The sequence below is a fragment of the Apibacter sp. B2966 genome, assembly GCF_011082485.1.
In the GTDB taxonomy this organism is placed as follows: domain Bacteria; phylum Bacteroidota; class Bacteroidia; order Flavobacteriales; family Weeksellaceae; genus Apibacter.
Map to the genome: position 1 here is coordinate 1846475 of NZ_CP049714.1, position 18499 is coordinate 1864973.

8 protein-coding genes are annotated in these 18499 nt (G+C 31.7%); 4 read left to right on the plus strand and 4 right to left on the minus strand.

Annotated features, from left to right (window positions below):
* Nucleotides 1-4: 4 nt before the first annotated feature.
* Nucleotides 5-865, plus strand: a complete 861-nt coding sequence (locus tag G8C43_RS07925) for a DUF2911 domain-containing protein (protein ID WP_166005282.1) — start codon at nt 5-7, stop codon at nt 863-865.
* Between the two features lie 127 nt (nt 866-992).
* Nucleotides 993-1793: a rhomboid family intramembrane serine protease gene (locus G8C43_RS07930; RefSeq protein ID WP_166005284.1), complete on the plus strand. Its 801-nt coding sequence runs from the start codon at nt 993-995 to the stop codon at nt 1791-1793.
* On the opposite strand, the gene G8C43_RS07935 is transcribed toward G8C43_RS07930, so the two are convergent.
* The 4 genes from G8C43_RS07935 to rsmG form a co-directional block, all read right to left on the minus strand.
* Complete coding sequence (locus tag G8C43_RS07935) at nt 1788-2009, minus strand: PspC family transcriptional regulator (RefSeq protein WP_105296274.1); 222 nt, start codon at nt 2007-2009, stop codon at nt 1788-1790. The genes G8C43_RS07930 and G8C43_RS07935 overlap by 6 nt on opposite strands.
* Before the next feature lie 71 nt (nt 2010-2080).
* Nucleotides 2081-3829: a hypothetical protein gene (locus tag G8C43_RS07940; RefSeq protein ID WP_166005286.1), complete on the minus strand. Its 1749-nt coding sequence runs from the start codon at nt 3827-3829 to the stop codon at nt 2081-2083.
* 21 nt (nt 3830-3850) lie between these two features.
* Nucleotides 3851-6820 (minus strand): tetratricopeptide repeat protein, encoded by a 2970-nt coding sequence (locus G8C43_RS07945; RefSeq protein ID WP_166005288.1) that lies wholly within the window; start codon nt 6818-6820, stop codon nt 3851-3853.
* 4 nt (nt 6821-6824) lie between these two features.
* Nucleotides 6825-7451: a 16S rRNA (guanine(527)-N(7))-methyltransferase RsmG gene (rsmG, locus tag G8C43_RS07950; RefSeq protein WP_166005291.1), complete on the minus strand. Its 627-nt coding sequence runs from the start codon at nt 7449-7451 to the stop codon at nt 6825-6827.
* Between the two features lie 299 nt (nt 7452-7750).
* On the opposite strand from rsmG, the gene G8C43_RS07955 reads away from it, so the two are divergent.
* Nucleotides 7751-9880 carry a Tex family protein gene (locus G8C43_RS07955; protein ID WP_166005718.1) on the plus strand — a complete coding sequence of 710 codons (2130 nt, stop codon included), beginning with the start codon at nt 7751-7753 and terminating at the stop codon, nt 9878-9880.
* A gap of 289 nt (nt 9881-10169) precedes the next feature.
* Nucleotides 10170-18470, plus strand: a complete 8301-nt coding sequence (locus G8C43_RS07960; RefSeq protein ID WP_166005293.1) for a T9SS type B sorting domain-containing protein — start codon at nt 10170-10172, stop codon at nt 18468-18470.
* The last annotated feature ends 29 nt before the right edge of the window (nt 18471-18499 follow it).

Sequence of the window (18499 nt, forward strand, 5' to 3'; positions counted from 1 at the left end):
AATTATGAAAAAAATAATTTTTTTAATTGCTCTTTCTTCTTTTTCACTTTTCAGTGAAGCTCAACAAGTAAAAACTCCGGCAGCAAGTTTAAAAGCGGAGGTTGAACAAATGGTAGGTTTAACAGATGTTGAATATGAATATTCTCGACCTAATAAAAAAGGAAGGGTAATTTTTGGCGGACTGGTACCTTATGGCCAAGTTTGGAGAACAGGCGCTAATGAAAATACAACCATTAAGTTTGGGGATGATGTTGAAATTGAAGGAAAAACTATTCCTAAAGGTAAATATGCAATATATACAATTCCCTACGAAGATACGTGGGATGTAATTTTTTATTCCGATTCAGAAAATTGGGGAACACCTGAAAAATGGGACGATAAAAAAGTGGTTTTAAAAACAACGGCACCGGTTAAAAAATTGGCAGAATCAGTGGAATCATTTACTATAGGAATAAATAATCTTTCAGATAATTCCGCACATTTACAATTTATGTGGGATCAGGTTTTGGTAGATGTAACTTTCCATGTACCGACACAAAAAATAGCAAATGCAAGTATTGACGGTATATTATCTAACCCAAGAGCAGATGCTAATGCCTATTATGCTTCAGCCAATTATTATTTACAGTCTAATGGAGATATGAAGAAAGCTTTAAATTGGATCAATAGAGCCATTGATTTAAAGCAAGGAGAATCCCCTTATTGGTATTACAGAGTTAAATCGCAAATTCAAGCTAAGTTAGGAGATATAAAAGGGGCAATAGATTCAGCTGAGAAATCTTTAGATGGAGCTCAAAAAGAAGGTAATAAAGATTACATTAGATTAAACACCGAATCTATTAAAGAATGGAAAAAAATATTATAAAATATTAATGTTAAAAAAAAAACAGAACGGTAAGAGATTTCTTACCGTTTTTAGTAGTATGTAGTTTATAGAAGATAAATTTTTGGATTTTACAATCTGTTCAAATTTGTATTTATAAATAAGGTAAATGCATAAATTTCCGATCCATAGAGAAGCTATTATTGTTCCGATCGTATTAGTCGGTGCCATATGGTTGGTATTTCTATTGCAAAATTTATTGGTTTTCAAAGAATGTTATGGAATCATACCTCTTAAGCTAAAAGGATTGAGAGGAGTCCTGCTTGCACCGCTATTTCATGGAAACCTTACCCATATACTCAGTAATACAATTCCTTTATTTGTATTAACATTTTTTACTTTTCAGTTTTATGAAAAATTGGCTTATTTCGTTTTACTAAATGGATGGATTATATCCGGTTTTGTGGTTTGGTTACTACCCAATTTTTCTTTACTAAATTCTTCTGTTTTATCTTGCCATATAGGAGCCAGCGGTATTATCTATGTTTTGGCATCATTTCTTTTTTTTAGTGGAATTTTCAGGCATGAAAAAACCTTACTGGCAGTTTCATTAATTGTTGTTTTTTTATATGGAAGTTTAGTTTGGGGAATATTTCCCAGAGAACTTTTAGGCATATACGATGATCGACCTATTTCCTGGGAAAGTCATCTGTCGGGAGCAGTAACCGGGTTTATATTAGCTTATATGTTGAGAAGAATAGGGAAAAAAAGAGAAAAACCTCAATGGGATAAGGATGAATATGATCATTCTGATGATGAAAAACTTTGGGAAAAATACCAATTGGAATATCCTGAATATTTTCATGAAGAAGATCCTTCGAAATATGATTCGACTTCAGAGATAAATAAAACAGACAACGTCCATTACCAAGATGAAAAAGATTCTTTGAAAAATCAAGAGAAACTATAGGTCAAAAACCGAAGGTCGTTTAGTGATAATGCTGTCTTTAATCCAAAGAAAAAATGCTCCGGTAAGATATAAAGCAAAAATTCCACCTAAAGTAATAAATGACAAATAGATAAATAAAAGTCTTAATTTAGACGCCCGTACTCCGAATTTTTCCGATACACGTGAAATTACTTCAAATCCGTTTGCTTCAAATAGGGTGCGTAATTTTTCTATCATAAAAAAGTATTTATTAAGTTAATACATATAAGGTAAAAAATTACAATTTTTTATTTACAATTATCAATTCGCTAAAATTGAACCAAAATACCTCCCAATACTTGAGCTCCTAAGACTTTATAACCTTGAAAGCGTTCGTAATTTTTACTGAATAAATTAGTTCCGTTAACAAATAGTGAAAAATTCTTATATAATTTATAAGAAGCCGAGAGATTAAGGTCTACATAACTGTCTAAAGTAGTTATTCCCTCCCTAACAGATGAAGAAGCAGGATCGTAATAAAAATAATTACTCTTACGCTCACCGGTAAAAAATAATTTTGCTTCTAATTTTAATTTATCTTCTAAAGTTTTATAATTACTATCTAAACCTACTTTAAAATTTGGTAAATTATAAGCATGTTTAAGCTCATCCAGATTGTAATTATGATATTCTCCTTCCAATCCAATAGTCAAATCTCCGGTCCAAAAATATTGTAAAGCACCTTTAACAGTAATAATATTACCATCATCGTACACAGCATTAAAGGTATTTAATCGGTTATAGGCCTTTAATACAGAAGGCAAGGTAAGGTCATAAGGATTTCTCATGAAAAAATAAAGGTTTTCGGCTTTACTGAATGATCCTTCCGCTTCGTACTTAATGCTTTCATCTATATCCCCTTTAACCCCTCCATAAACTTTATATAATATATTGGTAGGTCTTAACAATTGATTGGAATATAAATACGGATTTTCCGAAAATAAGTCGGACATATTATTAAGTTTTAAACCGCCATCTATACCGGCATATACATTAATTTCTCTGGCAGCATTGAATAAAAATTCAGCCTTAGGATGGAAGAAAATTTTTGTATTATTACCTTCCAATTCGCCATTATAGGCAATATTAGCACCCACTTTTAAATAAGAACCTTGACTGGAAATTCGTAACACAGGAGAAAATCCGGCGGTTAAAAATGAATATTTATCTTTTGTGTTCAATCCAAAATGCGTATAAGTATAATTAAACAATACATCTGCTTCCACGCCAAAATTTAAACCGGGTAGCATAAGATTTGCATTTTCAGAACTCTTAGCCAGCTTTGCTTTTAAGTCTACAAAAGTTTCATTTGAATCAAATTTGTCCCACATATATCCGGCTTTTAAAGAAGCTTTATCCAAATAATTATTACTGTACATGTCATAATCGGATTTAAATGTCAGTTGATTGGTATTTTGCCTTAAGTTCATGTGGGGTGTTGCATGTATTTCCGGTGTGTTGAGACCGTAATAATTAGATCCGTTATAGGTATAATTTCCCGCAAAATGTAATTTTCCCGTTTTTAATTTAAAAATGTAAAAAGCTTCTGCATCAATTGTTGAAGAAGAAGTTTTCCAATCGTATTTGTTTTTAGGACCATCGGTAGAAAGTGCAGACAATTTAATACCGGTCAAATTATTATTTATCGGATAATTAAAATATAAATCCCCCAGTACCGTATTTCTGGTTCCATAACCTAACTTAGCATGATTGTCATAATATGAATTAGTAAAATCAGTGTTTAAGGATTGAGGAGGCAGTTGAGACGTTTGAAATTCAGAAACAGCAGGAACATCAATAATCGTATAATTTAGTGAATCTTTTTTTACTGAACTGTTTTCATTAGACGGTGGATATTTATCCGGATCTGTTTTCTTTTTCTCGATATTTTTTACATTAACATTCGGATTTTTCTTTTTTCCAATGGTTAATATTTCTTCTTTAATTTGAGAATATCCTGATGTGGTTGAAATAGTCGCTATTAAAATTAAAATCAGTATTTTATATTGAGTATTCATAAACTTCAAAACGAGATATAATTATTTAATATGGTTAAGTTGAGTTTGGGCATCTTGAACAACATCCGGAAACTCTTTATAATTTTCTATAATTTGCTCCAATATATAAGTAGCCTGATAATTATCTTTAAGGTTTAGATAATTGTTGCTCATTATAAGAAGAGCTTTAGCTCCCCAATACTGTTGATCAGAATATTTAGATGTTAAATTAAATATTACGGAATTACTGGCATCGTATTTTTTATCTTTATTTTTAAATAATGCATTATAGTATAAGGCCTCAGCTTTTACCACATTATTTTTAGATTGTTCAAGAGTTGTAAATATTGATTTTGCGTCATTTATTTTTCCCGAATTGTATAGACTTCGTGCTTTTATCAAAGTGGCTTGTTCTTTTACAGTAGAAGGATTTTTGGAATTATTCAGTACTTTTATAGCCATTTCATTAGCCTTAGTATATTCTTTATGATCGGAATAGATATACATCAATTCTAATTCGGCGAAAGATTTATAGTTCTGATTGGAAGTAATTTTATACAAAGATTCTAGCGAATTTTGAGCAGCTTCGTCTTTTTCTTGTTTTATATAAATTTGAGAAAGTCTAACCAAAGCATCTTCCTGGAATTCATTGGATGATTCTGAAACTTCTTTTAATGCCTCTACCGCTTGATTATAATTAGTTAGCTGAAAATAACTTTCTCCTAAATAATAGAGAGAGGTTATTTTACGATTTGTAGTAGGAAACTTAGTTAAAAAACTCGCAAATTCTTGAGAGGCCGCAGAGTAATCTTTAGATAAAAATTTCTTTTGAGCAGACATAAAAGACAATTCCTCAGCTTCCGCACGGTCCATATTATAGCCTTTTCTATTTGCCCAGTCAATATATTCATTTTCTTTACCGCTTTCAATAAATGCAGTTTTAGCTCCGGTTATAGCTTGTAAGGCATAATCGGTTTTAGGATAATTATCGGCAATAGTTCCATAATTTAAAATAGCTTTTTGATATTCTTTTAAACTGGTCAAATTATCAGCAATACCAAGATATGACATAACCACTAAGTCATTATTTTTGGAAGCGCTGATAACTTTCTGAAAATAGTTATTTGAATTCTGATAATTTTCAGTTTCAGCGTACGCTGTACCTAATTCAAAATATGCATCGCTAATTTTTTCCGATTTTGGATATGCTTTAATGAACTTTTCAAGTTCAACAATTTTATTTTTATAATCTTTTTGCAGACCATATACAATAGCTTTTTGATATTGAGAATATTCCCTGTCTTCGATAGAAGAGGTATACGCTTGATCATACATTTGAATTGCTTGGTTAAGCTGATTGCTGCCTAATAATGCATCGGCAAGACGTAATTCTGCATCTGCTTTAAATTCTTGCTTTGGATTTTTAAGATATTCTTGAAATGAAACTGCTGCCAAATCGAAATTCTTCAATTTTAAATAAGAATATCCTTTTTGATACATCACTTGCGAACTTTCCGGTATGGTAATTCCGGAATTTTGCAAAAGTTGTAATTTATCAATAGCATTTTGAAAATTTCCTAATTGGTATTGACAATCGCTATACCAATAGAGTGAACGAGCATAAAATTGAGAATTATTTTTTAAAAGTATGGCTTTTTCGAATTCTTGAGAAGCCGATTCTATTTTACCCTGATTGTATAATTGTACTCCGTAGGCATAAGCAACTTCTTGCTCTTTAAGTTTCAACTCCGAAGATTTATTGGGTATGGAAGATAAAAGTTGAGAGGCTTCTGAGAAATTTCCGGAATTAATATATGATTTAACCAGCAATTCATTGATTTCCGATTGATGCTTGGAAGCGGGATATCTTTTTAAATAGGTATTTAAAACTTTGGAAACAGGCTCATAAGGATTACCTACTTCATAACTCAATTTCGCATAATTTAAATAGGCGTTTTCTTGAATTTTTTTGTCAAAATCCATTTCAGAAGCAGCTTTGAAAGCAGTTAAAGCTTCTTTCTTTTTATTTGTTTTCAGGTAGGAATTCCCCAATTGGTAATATGCATTTTGTGAAATGGGAGAAATATCTCCAACAGTTATTTTATTAAAATAAGTAACTGCTTCTTCATATTTCTTGGCTTGATACAAAACATATCCCATTTGATAATAATCGCTCAAAGTTGGAGAAGCACTATTTTTTATATAAGATGAAAGATAGGGTTCGGCTTCAGCATACTTTTTTAATTTGAAATAACTTTCTCCTATAATTTTTATTATCTCATTTTTTAATTCAGGATATTGATTAGAAGCTAATAAAGTTTTACCGGTAGATATGGCAGAATCATATTCACCGTCATTAAAATAAATCTGAACCATATAAGGCTTGATTTTTTCGGTAAATTCCGGTTGATTTAATAAGGATGTGAATTTTTTCTTAGCTTCAATATGCTCACCGTTAGCATAAGCTATATGACCTAACAAAAAGTCTATTTGATTTTTGTATTGGTTGCTATAGGATCCTTTTTCCAAGTTTTTTTCAGCATTTTCAAAATCCTGATTCATAAATTGAGCATACCCGAGTTTGATGTATTGGTTGGCTCTTTTATTAGGAGGAAGTTTATCTATAGCTACTTTAGAGAGTTCTTCTGCTGCGCGAAAATAATCCTGATGTATTAAATAGTAATTTCCCAATTGGAGGTGAGCTCTTTCAGTTAATACGCTTTGCGGATATTTATTTGTAAAAGCATCAAATTTCTTTTCTGCTTCTTCATCTTGTAAGATAAGGCTTATCAGAGCATCGTAAAAATTGGCAATTTCCAATTGATAAGATCTCAGATTAGAAAAGTTAATTAAATCATTAATTATATATTGAGTTCCTCTATAGGCTTCATTTTCATATAATTCCTTTGCGTTGCTTATCTGGTAATTGTTATAATAAATTTCAGATAATTGAGCATTCACAAATAAATTTGCTCCTAATAATGGGATAAGCCATTGGGTTTTTTTTCGCATAACTTTAGTGCATATTTTTAATATAAACGACTTTTTTAGTTTTAAAAAATTCCTCGTCAAAATAATCTTTTAACTCATAGAGTGTAGCCTCGGGAAAATTTTTCAATTCTTCAGTTAGATCTCCTCCTTTTAAATATAAAACGCCATTTTGTAAACTATTGATATTCTTAGATGTAAATTTTCCTTTAACCCAAGACATAAAAACAGGCATTTGGGTAACCGCTCGGCTCACTACAAAATCAAATTTCTCTTTAATTTTTTCGGCTCGTGTATGAATACCGATGACATTTTCTAACTGTAATTCTTGTGCAATTTCATTAACAACCCTAATTTTTTTTCCAATGGAGTCGGCCAAAGTAAATTGAGATTCCGGAAAAAGTATAGCTAAAGGTATACCCGGAAATCCGCCACCTGTACCAATATCCAAAACTTTGGTAGAAGGAGCGAACTGCATTACTTTTGCTATTCCCAAAGAATGAAGCACATGTTTCTCAAGTAAAGAATCTATATCTTTCCTTGATATAACATTGATTTTTTCATTCCAATTTGAATACAAATCAGAGAGTTTTTCGAAACTATGTAATTGTTTTTCAGTTATCTCCGGAAAATACTTTTGTATTAAGTTTGTCATGGGTATTAATAGATATACAAAAATATAAGTTTTAATAATATAAGACTCTATTTTATAATAGACATTTGCTTTTATTACAACAAAAATAAGGGTTTAAGAGTATGTAGAAGACTTTTTAAAGTCATTTAACAAAATTTATAAAGATCAGATGGTAAAGATAAAATTTAATTGGAATGCTATTAATATAAATTATAATTTATTTTGAAAGCAAGTTATTTTTGATTCGACAATTAATTTATATTACCTATTTTTATAAAATAAAAAACGAACCTACACTACTTAAATATAAAATAATTACTATAAATATGATTTCCTTCATTCAGAAACGAATAGATATCTCTCAAAAAAGCATAGAAAATACGGTAAAATTATTAAACGAAGATCATACCATACCCTTTATTGCCCGTTATAGAAAGGAGATGACCGGAAATCTGGATGAAGTTCAATTATTCAATATATGTAAGTTAAAAACAGATTTTGAAGAAATTCAAAAACGTAAGGAGTTTATTATAAAAAGTATTGACGAACAAGGAGCATTAACCGAAGAATTTAAGCAAAAAATAGAAAATTGTTTCGAACTTACTCTTTTAGAAGATTATTACTTACCCTATAAAAAGAAAAGAAAAACAAAGGCGTCTGTTGCAATTGAAAACGGTTTAGAACCTTTAGCAAAAATCTTAATGGCGCAAAAACCGATTTCAGATTTAACTCTATTAGCTTCAAAATACACCTCAGATAAGGTATTGTCAGTAGATGATGCTCTTCAAGGTGCCGGATATATTATTGCGGAATGGATTAACGAAAATAATTATGTACGTTCAAATTTAAGACGTTTTTTTCAACAAAATGCCGTATTGGAATCTAAGCTGATTAAAGGAAAAGAGGAGGAAAAAGAAGCACAAAAATTTTCAAATTATTTTGAATTTTCTGAAAATTTAAAACGTTCGCCATCTCATCGGTTTTTAGCAATCTTACGAGGGGAAAAGGAAGGAATTCTACGCGTTAAAGTTAAAGTTGACTCAGAGGAAGCCTTACATATAATAAGCAAACATATAATTAAAACCCAGGAAAAAATAATTAAAGATCAATTACTTATAGCTATAAAAGATTCTTTTTCACGCTTATTAGAACCGGCGCTAAGTAATGAAGTTTTCCAGAAAGCCAAAGAGTCAGCCGACCAAATAGCCATTCAAGTGTTTTCATCCAATTTAAAGCAATTGTTATTGCAATCTCCTTTGGGGGAAAAAAGGATTCTGGCAATTGATCCCGGATATAAATCAGGTTGTAAGTTGGTTTGTTTAGATGAAAATGGTAATTTATTACACAATGATACCATATATCCTCATCCTCCCCAAAAAGAAACCAAAGAATCAATTAAAAAAATTAAATCTTTAATTAATGCCTATAAAATTGAAGCCATATCCATAGGTAACGGTACAGCCTCCCGAGAAACGGAACGATTAATACAATCCATAGCTTTTGATCGTCCTCTAAAAGTTTTTGTTGTAAATGAAGCCGGGGCGTCCGTTTATTCTGCATCTAAATTGGCTCGGGAAGAATTTCCATCCTATGACGTTACGGTAAGAGGAGCAGTTTCCATAGGAAGACGGTTGTCTGATCCACTAGCAGAATTGGTAAAAATAGAACCTAAAGCCATAGGAGTGGGACAATATCAACACGATGTAGATCAAACATTATTGAAAAAAGAACTGGATGCAGTTGTTATATCTTGCGTAAACAGTGTAGGAGTAAACCTTAATACAGCCAGTAAATCCTTATTGTCTTATGTTTCGGGTATAGGAGAAAAGATGGCTGAAAATATTGTTCAGTACCGTTCGGAAATGGGAGCATTTTCAACCAGACAAGATCTGAAAAAAGTTCCCAGACTTGGTGAAAAAGTATTTCAACAAGCATCCGGATTCTTAAGAATTCCGACATCTGAAAATCCTTTAGACAATTCCGCTGTTCATCCCGAAAGCTATTCACTAGTTATGAAAATGGCGAAAGATTTAGGAGTAAAATTGGGAGATTTAATCCGAAATAAAGAACTAATTCAAAAAATAAATTTAAACAATTACGTAAACGAGGAAGTAGGGATTTTAACGTTGGAAGATATTTGTAAAGAATTGGAAAAACCAGGTTTAGATCCAAGAACACAAGTAAAAATGTTTACTTTCGATCCTTCTTTAAAAACCATTGATGATTTAAAACCGGGCATGAAAGTTCCCGGAATAATCAATAATATCACTAATTTCGGTTGTTTTGTAGATATAGGAATTAAAGAGAATGGATTAGTACATCTTTCTAAAGTATGCAATGAATTCATAACAGATATTAGCACAGTCGTTCATCTTCATCAACATGTAGAAGTAAAAATAATCGATATAGATAAGGAAAGAAAGAGAATACAATTATCTATGATTGATTAAATTGATTAAAAGATTAATAAAAGATCTTTAGATAAAAATATAGGTTCTATTATAGATTATAATAATTATTTTAATTTTTTAAAATACATATACTATATTTTTATCACATAAAATAAAAAATATATATAAATATAAAACACTTCAAAACTTTTAAATTATATAATAAATCCTATAATAGTAGAAAAAAAAAATAAGAATTAATATCTTTATCCATTCATTATCCGTATTTATCATAAAATCTGATTTAATAGGGTGTTATTTAGTTAAATAATATAAATAAAATTAAAAAATGAAAAACCTTTATTCGTTCGTTATTTTAATATTTTTTATTGGTAAAATTTTTTCACAGGATTTTAAAGAACCCAAGATCTCGATCAAAGATCATAATGGAAATTCAGATACTGTGTATGTTGACTGTGATTATAAGTTTTTTAGAAATAAAAACATTAAACTAAGTGTAGATTATCCTATAATCAAACAAACAGATAAATATGAAGTTTCTTCCATTCAATATCCTTCAAACGTAGATTTTACCAAAGGTATTCCGGTATCAACCGGTAACTCCAATGGTAAAAACGATGATGTTTTTGGTAACGATATCATCGATATAGGTTTTAATTTTTGTTTTTATGGAAAAAGTTATAATCAAATCATTGTCAGTGATAATGGAGTAGTCAGCTTTGACCTGTCGCAAAAAAATAAAGAATGCCCGTATATTATTTCAGGTAATAATCCAAATTCCGGATTACCTAAAAATTCAATATTTGGTGTATATCACGACATGAATAATACCACACCGAGCAAGGTAAAAGTTGCTTATGAAGGGAAAGCTCCCTATAGGAAATTCATTATTAATTTTGATAATTTAAAACAATACGGACCGGATCGGATTTATTCATCTTCTCAAATTGTTTTGTATGAAACTTTTAATATCATAGATATATATGTTGGAAATAAAAGTAAAAACCCCCATACCACTAAAGATAAAAACGCTTTAATAGGGATCATCAATTCCAATGGATACATTGGAGTTTCTCCCCCGGGAAGAAATAGGGATGATTGGGAAGCAAAAAAAGAAGCATGGAGATTTACACCGAATGGAAATACGGATATTTCCGTTACTTGGTATGAAGGAAATTCTTCAAGTCCAAGTAATTGGGGTGATACTTGGGTAGTCAAATCCACCACCAACAATTACTTTATAGCAAAGGTTACTTATAATGGATGTAATAGTTTTTCACTTACGGATACCTTACAGGTGAAGTTTAGCAAAGAATATCCTACGGCAGTAAAACAATCACCCCCACCTTTTTGTATTAATAAAGGAGAAAGTTATACAGTTGATTTAACCTCATATCAACAACTGATAAACCCAGATAAAAATTTAAAATTTACCTATTACCGGTATAAGAATTTAACCAATCAGATTTCAGATGAAGAAGCAAAATCCTTTACTTTTTCTGATGATATGACGGTCTATGTAAAAGTATTGAAAAGCGGAGAATGTTTTGTTTCTACAGAGATAAATCTTAAATTAAATAAGAAGCCTGATTTAAAAGATAATCAGCAATTCATTGTTTGCGATGAAGGCAATGACGATATAGAGAATGTGAACCTGAATAATTTTAATTACGAAATAAATAAACGGACTACAGAGTATATTATACTGGATGATCAAATGAGAGAATTGCCCGATGTGGTTATACGTAATTACCCGATTGATTTATCAGGAACTGACGATGATAGCGTAAAGTTTTACCTTAAAGCATGGAATAAATCCATAAGGGATAAGTCGTGTTATACCTTAATCGCATTTACTGTAAAATTGGTTAAAAAATTAGAGTTAGAAGAGTATTTAGCTGAAATTTGCGATGTTAGGGAAGGGCAATCCGTGATGTTGGATCTAACCAAATATAACTCTAACTTACTAACAAATTCACCGATCAATCCTTCCCATACTACCGTAAAATGGAAATACTATAAAGATTCTTATTACAACAACGAAATTGTAAATCCGGATAATTGTATGTTGAGATTAAATAACACTATTTACATCAAAGCGACTCATCCGGATTTTTGTGGAGAAGTAAAAACAAAATTGATTTTAAAAGCCATCGGAGATTGTAGCGATAGCGGCGGCGGCGGTGGCGGCGGCATCGGAGATGGATTGCCTTATCCAACTATATGTAATGCCAATGATACAGAAGAAGTAAATTTGGAATCGTATCTTCCTAACTTTTTGTCCGGTACTTCATTAACTCCTCAAGATATTGAGATTGAAGGTTTTTATAAAGATTTGGCATGCACGGATAAACTTAAATTAAAGGAATCATCACCCGGCTATATCTATAGTGTAGAGGCACCGGCTAAACCTACAATTTATTTAAAATATAAGATTAAAAAAAGCGGAATTATAGCAGTAAGCTCAATAACTATCTTCGTATCTAAAAATCAAACATTATATAAGAGGGAATTTGATATATGCGACACATACAATGATGGTATCGAGAAAATATACTTAAAAGATTACGAAGATTTACTTAAAGATCTTTATACTTATTCATATTCACATCCATCCTTTGGAAATGATTCAGATGATAAAATTGTATTTTTTGACAATCAGCACGATCGGGATATGTATTTGGCAGATCCTAAACATGGAAAAGGAATGATTAAAAAGAGTTTTGATCTAACTTCGGCTGAAAATCCAAAAATAATATATCCTGCAGTCCGATATAACCGATGCAGCTATGCTTATGATTTGAAATTCAATTTGATAACAATTGAAGAAAAAGTATTGGGTCCGCATACTATTTGTGATTTTAATGATGATGGAATTGAGGTTGTTAATATATTAGAATTTATAAAGGGTTCTAAAAAGACTGATCCAAACAAGCTGGAAGAACTTCTAACTCAAGATCAGTTATCAAGTTTAAAAACTCCTATAAAAGATATAAAAAATTTAAGGTATTATAAAACCAAAAATGAAGCACACGAAGGGGGTAAAGCAACGATAACAAATCCTGCTAAATTTCAAATTGGACAAGGGATTTTTTCGGCATTTGTCAAATTAGAATTTAAAAACCAATGTCCCATTATTGTTGAGATTAAATTTAATTTAGTTCCATCCGTACAATTACCGGAATATACAGACTTAGAGGTTTGTGACATAGGGGATGACTACAAAGAAGAAGTAGATTTGTCTAAAATCATACTTGATTCAAAAGGGACAACCATTCAATTTTATCGTTTGATATACGATGCAGAATATGAAATAGATGCTCCCGGTGAATTGTTAGGAACGTATACGGATAGCAATACTCCAATTAAGTATCTGGTAAATACGACAACAAATATTACCAATAATGAGATATGCATGAGAGTGGAGGATCCGGTAACCAAGTGTTTTAAGATTATTCGAGTTACAATAAACTTAATTCCTGTACCGACAGTTAGTAATCCAAACATCTATATATGTGATTTTGGAAATAACGGGACAGAAAAGATCAATTCATCAAATTTATACCAACTGGTAACGGCCCCACTTATATCCAATAATTCAAAGTTGACGAATCAAATGGATTATGAATATTATGTAACAGAAAATGATGCAAAAAATGGCACTAATCCGGTAAGTGAATTTGATGTAACCAACTCCACAAAAATTTGGGTGAAGATTAAAACCAAAGATTGCTCGGATTATTTTATGTTAAATTTTTCATTAATTGAATCTCCCGTTTTAAAGCAAAATGTAACTGTTACCATATGCAATAATAACACGAAAAATGATCAAGACAGCATCTATGAAAATATTTGGTTGGAAAATTACAATAGCCTTTTTCTTGATTCCAACATAGATAGTAAGGATTTTGAATTTATTTATTTTACTAGCGAGGATGATGCACTTAAAAATCAAAATAGTATTTCGAGGAGTGCTTCGGTTTCCCGATTTCCAACCACTTTTTGGGTTAGAGTAAGAAATATAAAAAGTAACTGTTTTTCAATTGCACCTATAGAAGTTAAAGCATATCCTGAATTAGAGGTAAATCATTTTGCTACCTTATTATGTAATGAAGAAAAAAAGGTAAAAGTTAACTTAAAGGATTATCCATCTCAAATGATTGGAAGTTCATATACACTGAGTGATTTTACTGTTTCCTATCATGCAAGTAAATACAACGCAATTTATGGGATAAATATACCTGAGGCAAATTTAGATGAATATGAAGTTTCCGGAGGAGATGAAGTTTGGGTTAAGTTTGAATACATAAAGACGAAGTGCTATATAATCCGTAAAGTAGAATTTTTAATTTCTTTAGTTCCTAAAGCCAATGTACACTTTATAGATATTTGTGATGAAACCGATGGAACCATAGACGGCAAGTATGTAATCAGCAATTTAGATGATTACAAAACTAATATTATTACCGGAGAATCTCTGTCCTTTATCAATTCGGAATATGATTTTACTTATTATAGAACGAAACAAGATGCAGAAGAACATAAGAATGAGGTATCGCCTGTAAAATTTACCATCAAACATAATGAATTTACCAGTGTTCCTCCTGACAGTCTTTTTTATATAATCAATGTCAGAATAGATAAGAAAGATAAAACTTGTCCGACCATTACCGCTATATCGGTAAATGTAAATCCACGCCTATCGCTGGATAAACAGGAAGTTGAAATAATAGGATGTATGGACGGTCAGGATAAATCCTTCGTTGATCTTACTTCTGTTTCCAACCGGATTAGTAGTTCTTCCGATGTTCAATTTGAATATTATAAAGATGAAAATCAAGCACGAAAAGGAGAGATCAGTAATGCTGTTGCAAATCCAAATGCTTACCAAACCGGAGTGATAACTACAGATGGATTTTATACATTTGATGAAGTGTTTGTCAGAGTAAAGGATAGCAAAGGAATTCAATGCGATAGTATAGCAAAGATTAAAATAAAAGTATATCCTTATATAAAAGTAGAAAATCAATCCGTTGAAATTTGCGAATACGAACCGGACGCTACAAAATCAAAAATTAATCTTTGGGAATTATCCCGGTCAATGCTTGAATCAAATGGCATTCCTGATCCAACACGTTTATATAGAATGTTCAATTCTTTACGAATTATCTACCAAGACAGCAAAGGAGTAGAGATTGGCAGAGTAGAAGACACATCAGGGCAAATACCAAATACTTTAACCGATTACGAACCCCCTGTAGGAGAAAACAAAGTAGAAATAAAAGTCAAATTTGAAAACAAAGAGAATGGCTGTGGAAATGAAGGAACAATAACAATTACCCAAAAAGAAACGCCACGTCCCAATAAGGTAACCTATACCCTGTGTGATGAAGACTTAGACGCAGAGTATAATGACGTATTACTAAAAGATTTAGACAACCTGGTAATTACCCCGTCAGCGAAACAAGAAATTACCTATTATCGCACTCAGTCCGAAGCCTTAGCAGTAAATGATCCGACTATAATTCCAATAGACAAACAAACGTACTTTACCGTGGACTTCCTGAACCCTTTATACGTACGAGTACTGAACCAAGAAAGCGGTTGTATAGGCATAAACGAAGTATGGTTTAAGAAAAATTCCAACCATGTACCGATTCCCAAAGAAATACGCTTATCAATAAAATGCGATGATTCCCAAGATGATTCAAAAGAAATATTTAATCTACACGAATCAGAACAATTACTGGGCAATTATCCTACAAGCAGTTATCGCTATTACAGAAATGAATCAGATGCCAAAGAAGCCTTTAAAAATGAAGCGAAAGGGATTTATACACATCTGACCGAACCTGAAATAAGTAACTATACCAATAGAGAATTATATAAAGAAGGATTATACCTAGTAGATGAAATCTATGTAAGAGTGAAAGACGAAGAAGGCAACTATTGTGATGAAGTATCGAAAGTAAAACTCTACGTATATCCATATTTAAAAGTAGTAAAAGACGAACCGATCATCTGTGAATACGAACCGCAAGGCAGTAAAACCCGAGTAGATTTATGGAGTTCGATTTATCCAATGTTGTCATCCAATGGAGAAGAAGCAAGAATAAAGAGCTTCTTACAAGATATGCGAGTAATTTTCCAAGACAGTAAAGGAGTAGAGATTGGTAGAGTAGAAGACACATCAGGACAAATACCAAATACTTTAACCGATTACGAACCCCCTGTAGGAGAAAACAAAGTAGAAATAAAAGTCCTATTTGAAAACAAAGAGAACGGATGTGGAAATGAAGGAACAATAACAATCACTCAAAAAGAAACGCCACTCCCCAATAAGGTAACCTATACCCTGTGTGATGAAGACTTAGACGGAGAGTATAATGACGTATTACTAAAAGATTTAGATAATCTGGTAATTACCCCGTCAGCGAAACAAGAAATTACCTATTACCGCACTCAGTCCGAAGCCTTAGCAGTAAATGATCCGACTATAATTCCGATAGATAAACAAACGTACTTTACTGTGGACTTCCTGAACCCGTTATACGTACGAGTACTGAACCAAGAGAGCGGTTGTATAGGCATAAACGAAGTATGGTTTAAGAAAAATTCCAACCATGTACCAATCCCGAAAGAAGTACGCTTATCAATAAAATGCGATGATTCCCAAGATGATTCAAAAGAAATATTTAATTTACATGAATCAGAACAATTACTGGGCAATTATCCGACAAGCAATTATCGTTATTACAGAAATGAATCAGATGCCAAAGAAGCCTTTAAAAATGAAGCGAAAGGGATTTATACACACCTGACCGAACCTGAAATAAGTAACTATACCAATAGAGAACTATATAAAGAAGGATTATACCTAGTAGATGAAATCTATGTAAGAATAAAAGACGAAGAAGGCAACTATTGTGATGAAGTATCAAAAGTAAAACTCTACGTATATCCATATTTAAAAGTAGCAAAAGACGAACCGATCATTTGTGAATACGAACCGCAAGGCAGTAAAACCCGAGTAGATTTATGGAGTTCGATTTATCCAATGTTGTCATCCAATGGAGAAGAAGCAAGAATAAAAAGCTTCTTACAAGATATGCGAGTAATTTTCCAAGACAGTAAAGGAGTAGAGATTGGTAGAGTAGAAGACACATCAGGACAAATACCAAAAGCTTTAACCGATTACGAACCCCCTGTAGGAGAAAACAAAGTAGAAATAAAAGTTAAATTTGAAAACAAAGAGAACGGATGTGGAAATGAAGGAACAATAACAATCACTCAAAAAGAAACGCCACGTCCACAACTGATACCTCAATTTGTGTGTGATGGAGACAATAATGGAAAATATGATGACCTGTTACTCAAAGACCTTGATCCTAAAATTAAAGATAAATCAGGACATAATTATTTAGATCAACGCGTATATGAGATAACCTATCATGAAGGATATAAAAAAGCATTGAACGGAACAGGGGTATTAGATAAAAACAAATATTTAAATTTATCCGATTCAATTTATTGTAGAATTAAAAATATTCAAACCGAATGCATCGGCATTACAAAAATAGAATTTGAAACCAATGATCCTGTAGAACTTACTGATGCTACCCTATATGCTTGTGATGGAAATCAAGACGGATACGCGTATTTTCAACTTCCGTTAGTTGAACATTTATTTAAAAATCAACCCAATTCAACAATTCGTTTTTATAGAACCGAAAAGGATGCAAATAATGCCTTGAAAGATGAAGCAATGGGTAAACCTTCAAAACAAATACAAGAACCCGAATTATCTAACTATAAAAGTAATAAAGGATATGTATATGTTCGTGTGGATAATATAGATGATGATTTTTGTCCATCGGTAGCAAAAGTAGAGTTGATTCCTTATGTTTCTCCAACGCCTCCTAATGAAATAGTTTATATCTGTCCAAGATATGCTGCAACACTAGACGCAGGAGATGATGGATACGATCAAATCCGATGGTATTTCAAAGGAAAATTAGTTGGAACCGGTCAATATCTGGAAAATGTTAGAGACATAGGTATTTATACGGTTGAACATACTAAAATTTTAAATTATAATATCAGCTGTACTACTACGCATCAAATAGAAGTTAAATTGTTGGAAGAACCGATTATTGTTGAATTACAGCAAGGAAAAGATTATATAACTGTAATAGCAAATGGACCGGCTCCGTTGGAATATTCCATCGATAAGATAAATTGGCAAAGAAGTAATACATTTACTAATTTAAAACAAGGAATTTATACATTCTATGTACGTTCCGTTGCCAATTCTTGTGATGCTATAACATCCAAAGGAATAATTTTCGGAATTAATAATGTGATAACTCCCAACGGTGATAATTATAACGATGCATGGAGAGTATGCGGATTAGATTTGTTTAAAGGCGAAAATTCTCAAGTTAGAATCTTTGACCGATACGGTAAACAAGTTTATGAAGAAACCTCTAATACATGTTTTGTATGGGACGGAAAACACTTAGGCAGAAATCTGCCGACATCTTCCTATTGGTACATAATTACAATTGCCGACGGGAGAGAATTTACCGGTTGGATTATGTTAAGGAATTACAATGAATCAGATCGATAATCAGTTTGCTTATAAACAATACAAAATAG

Excerpts from the sequence above, each read along its gene's own strand:
- G8C43_RS07925 (WP_166005282.1), top strand. The coding sequence starts at position 5 with ATGAAAAAAATAATTTTTTTAATTGCTCTTTCTTCTTTTTCACTTTTC.
- G8C43_RS07930 (WP_166005284.1), top strand. The coding sequence starts at position 993 with ATGCATAAATTTCCGATCCATAGAGAAGCTATTATTGTTCCGATCGTA.
- G8C43_RS07935 (WP_105296274.1), bottom strand. The coding sequence starts at position 2,009 with ATGATAGAAAAATTACGCACCCTATTTGAAGCAAACGGATTTGAAGTA.
- G8C43_RS07940 (WP_166005286.1), bottom strand. The coding sequence starts at position 3,829 with ATGAATACTCAATATAAAATACTGATTTTAATTTTAATAGCGACTATT.
- G8C43_RS07945 (WP_166005288.1), bottom strand. The coding sequence starts at position 6,820 with ATGCGAAAAAAAACCCAATGGCTTATCCCATTATTAGGAGCAAATTTA.
- rsmG (WP_166005291.1), bottom strand. The coding sequence starts at position 7,451 with ATGACAAACTTAATACAAAAGTATTTTCCGGAGATAACTGAAAAACAA.
- G8C43_RS07960 (WP_166005293.1), top strand. The coding sequence starts at position 10,170 with ATGAAAAACCTTTATTCGTTCGTTATTTTAATATTTTTTATTGGTAAA.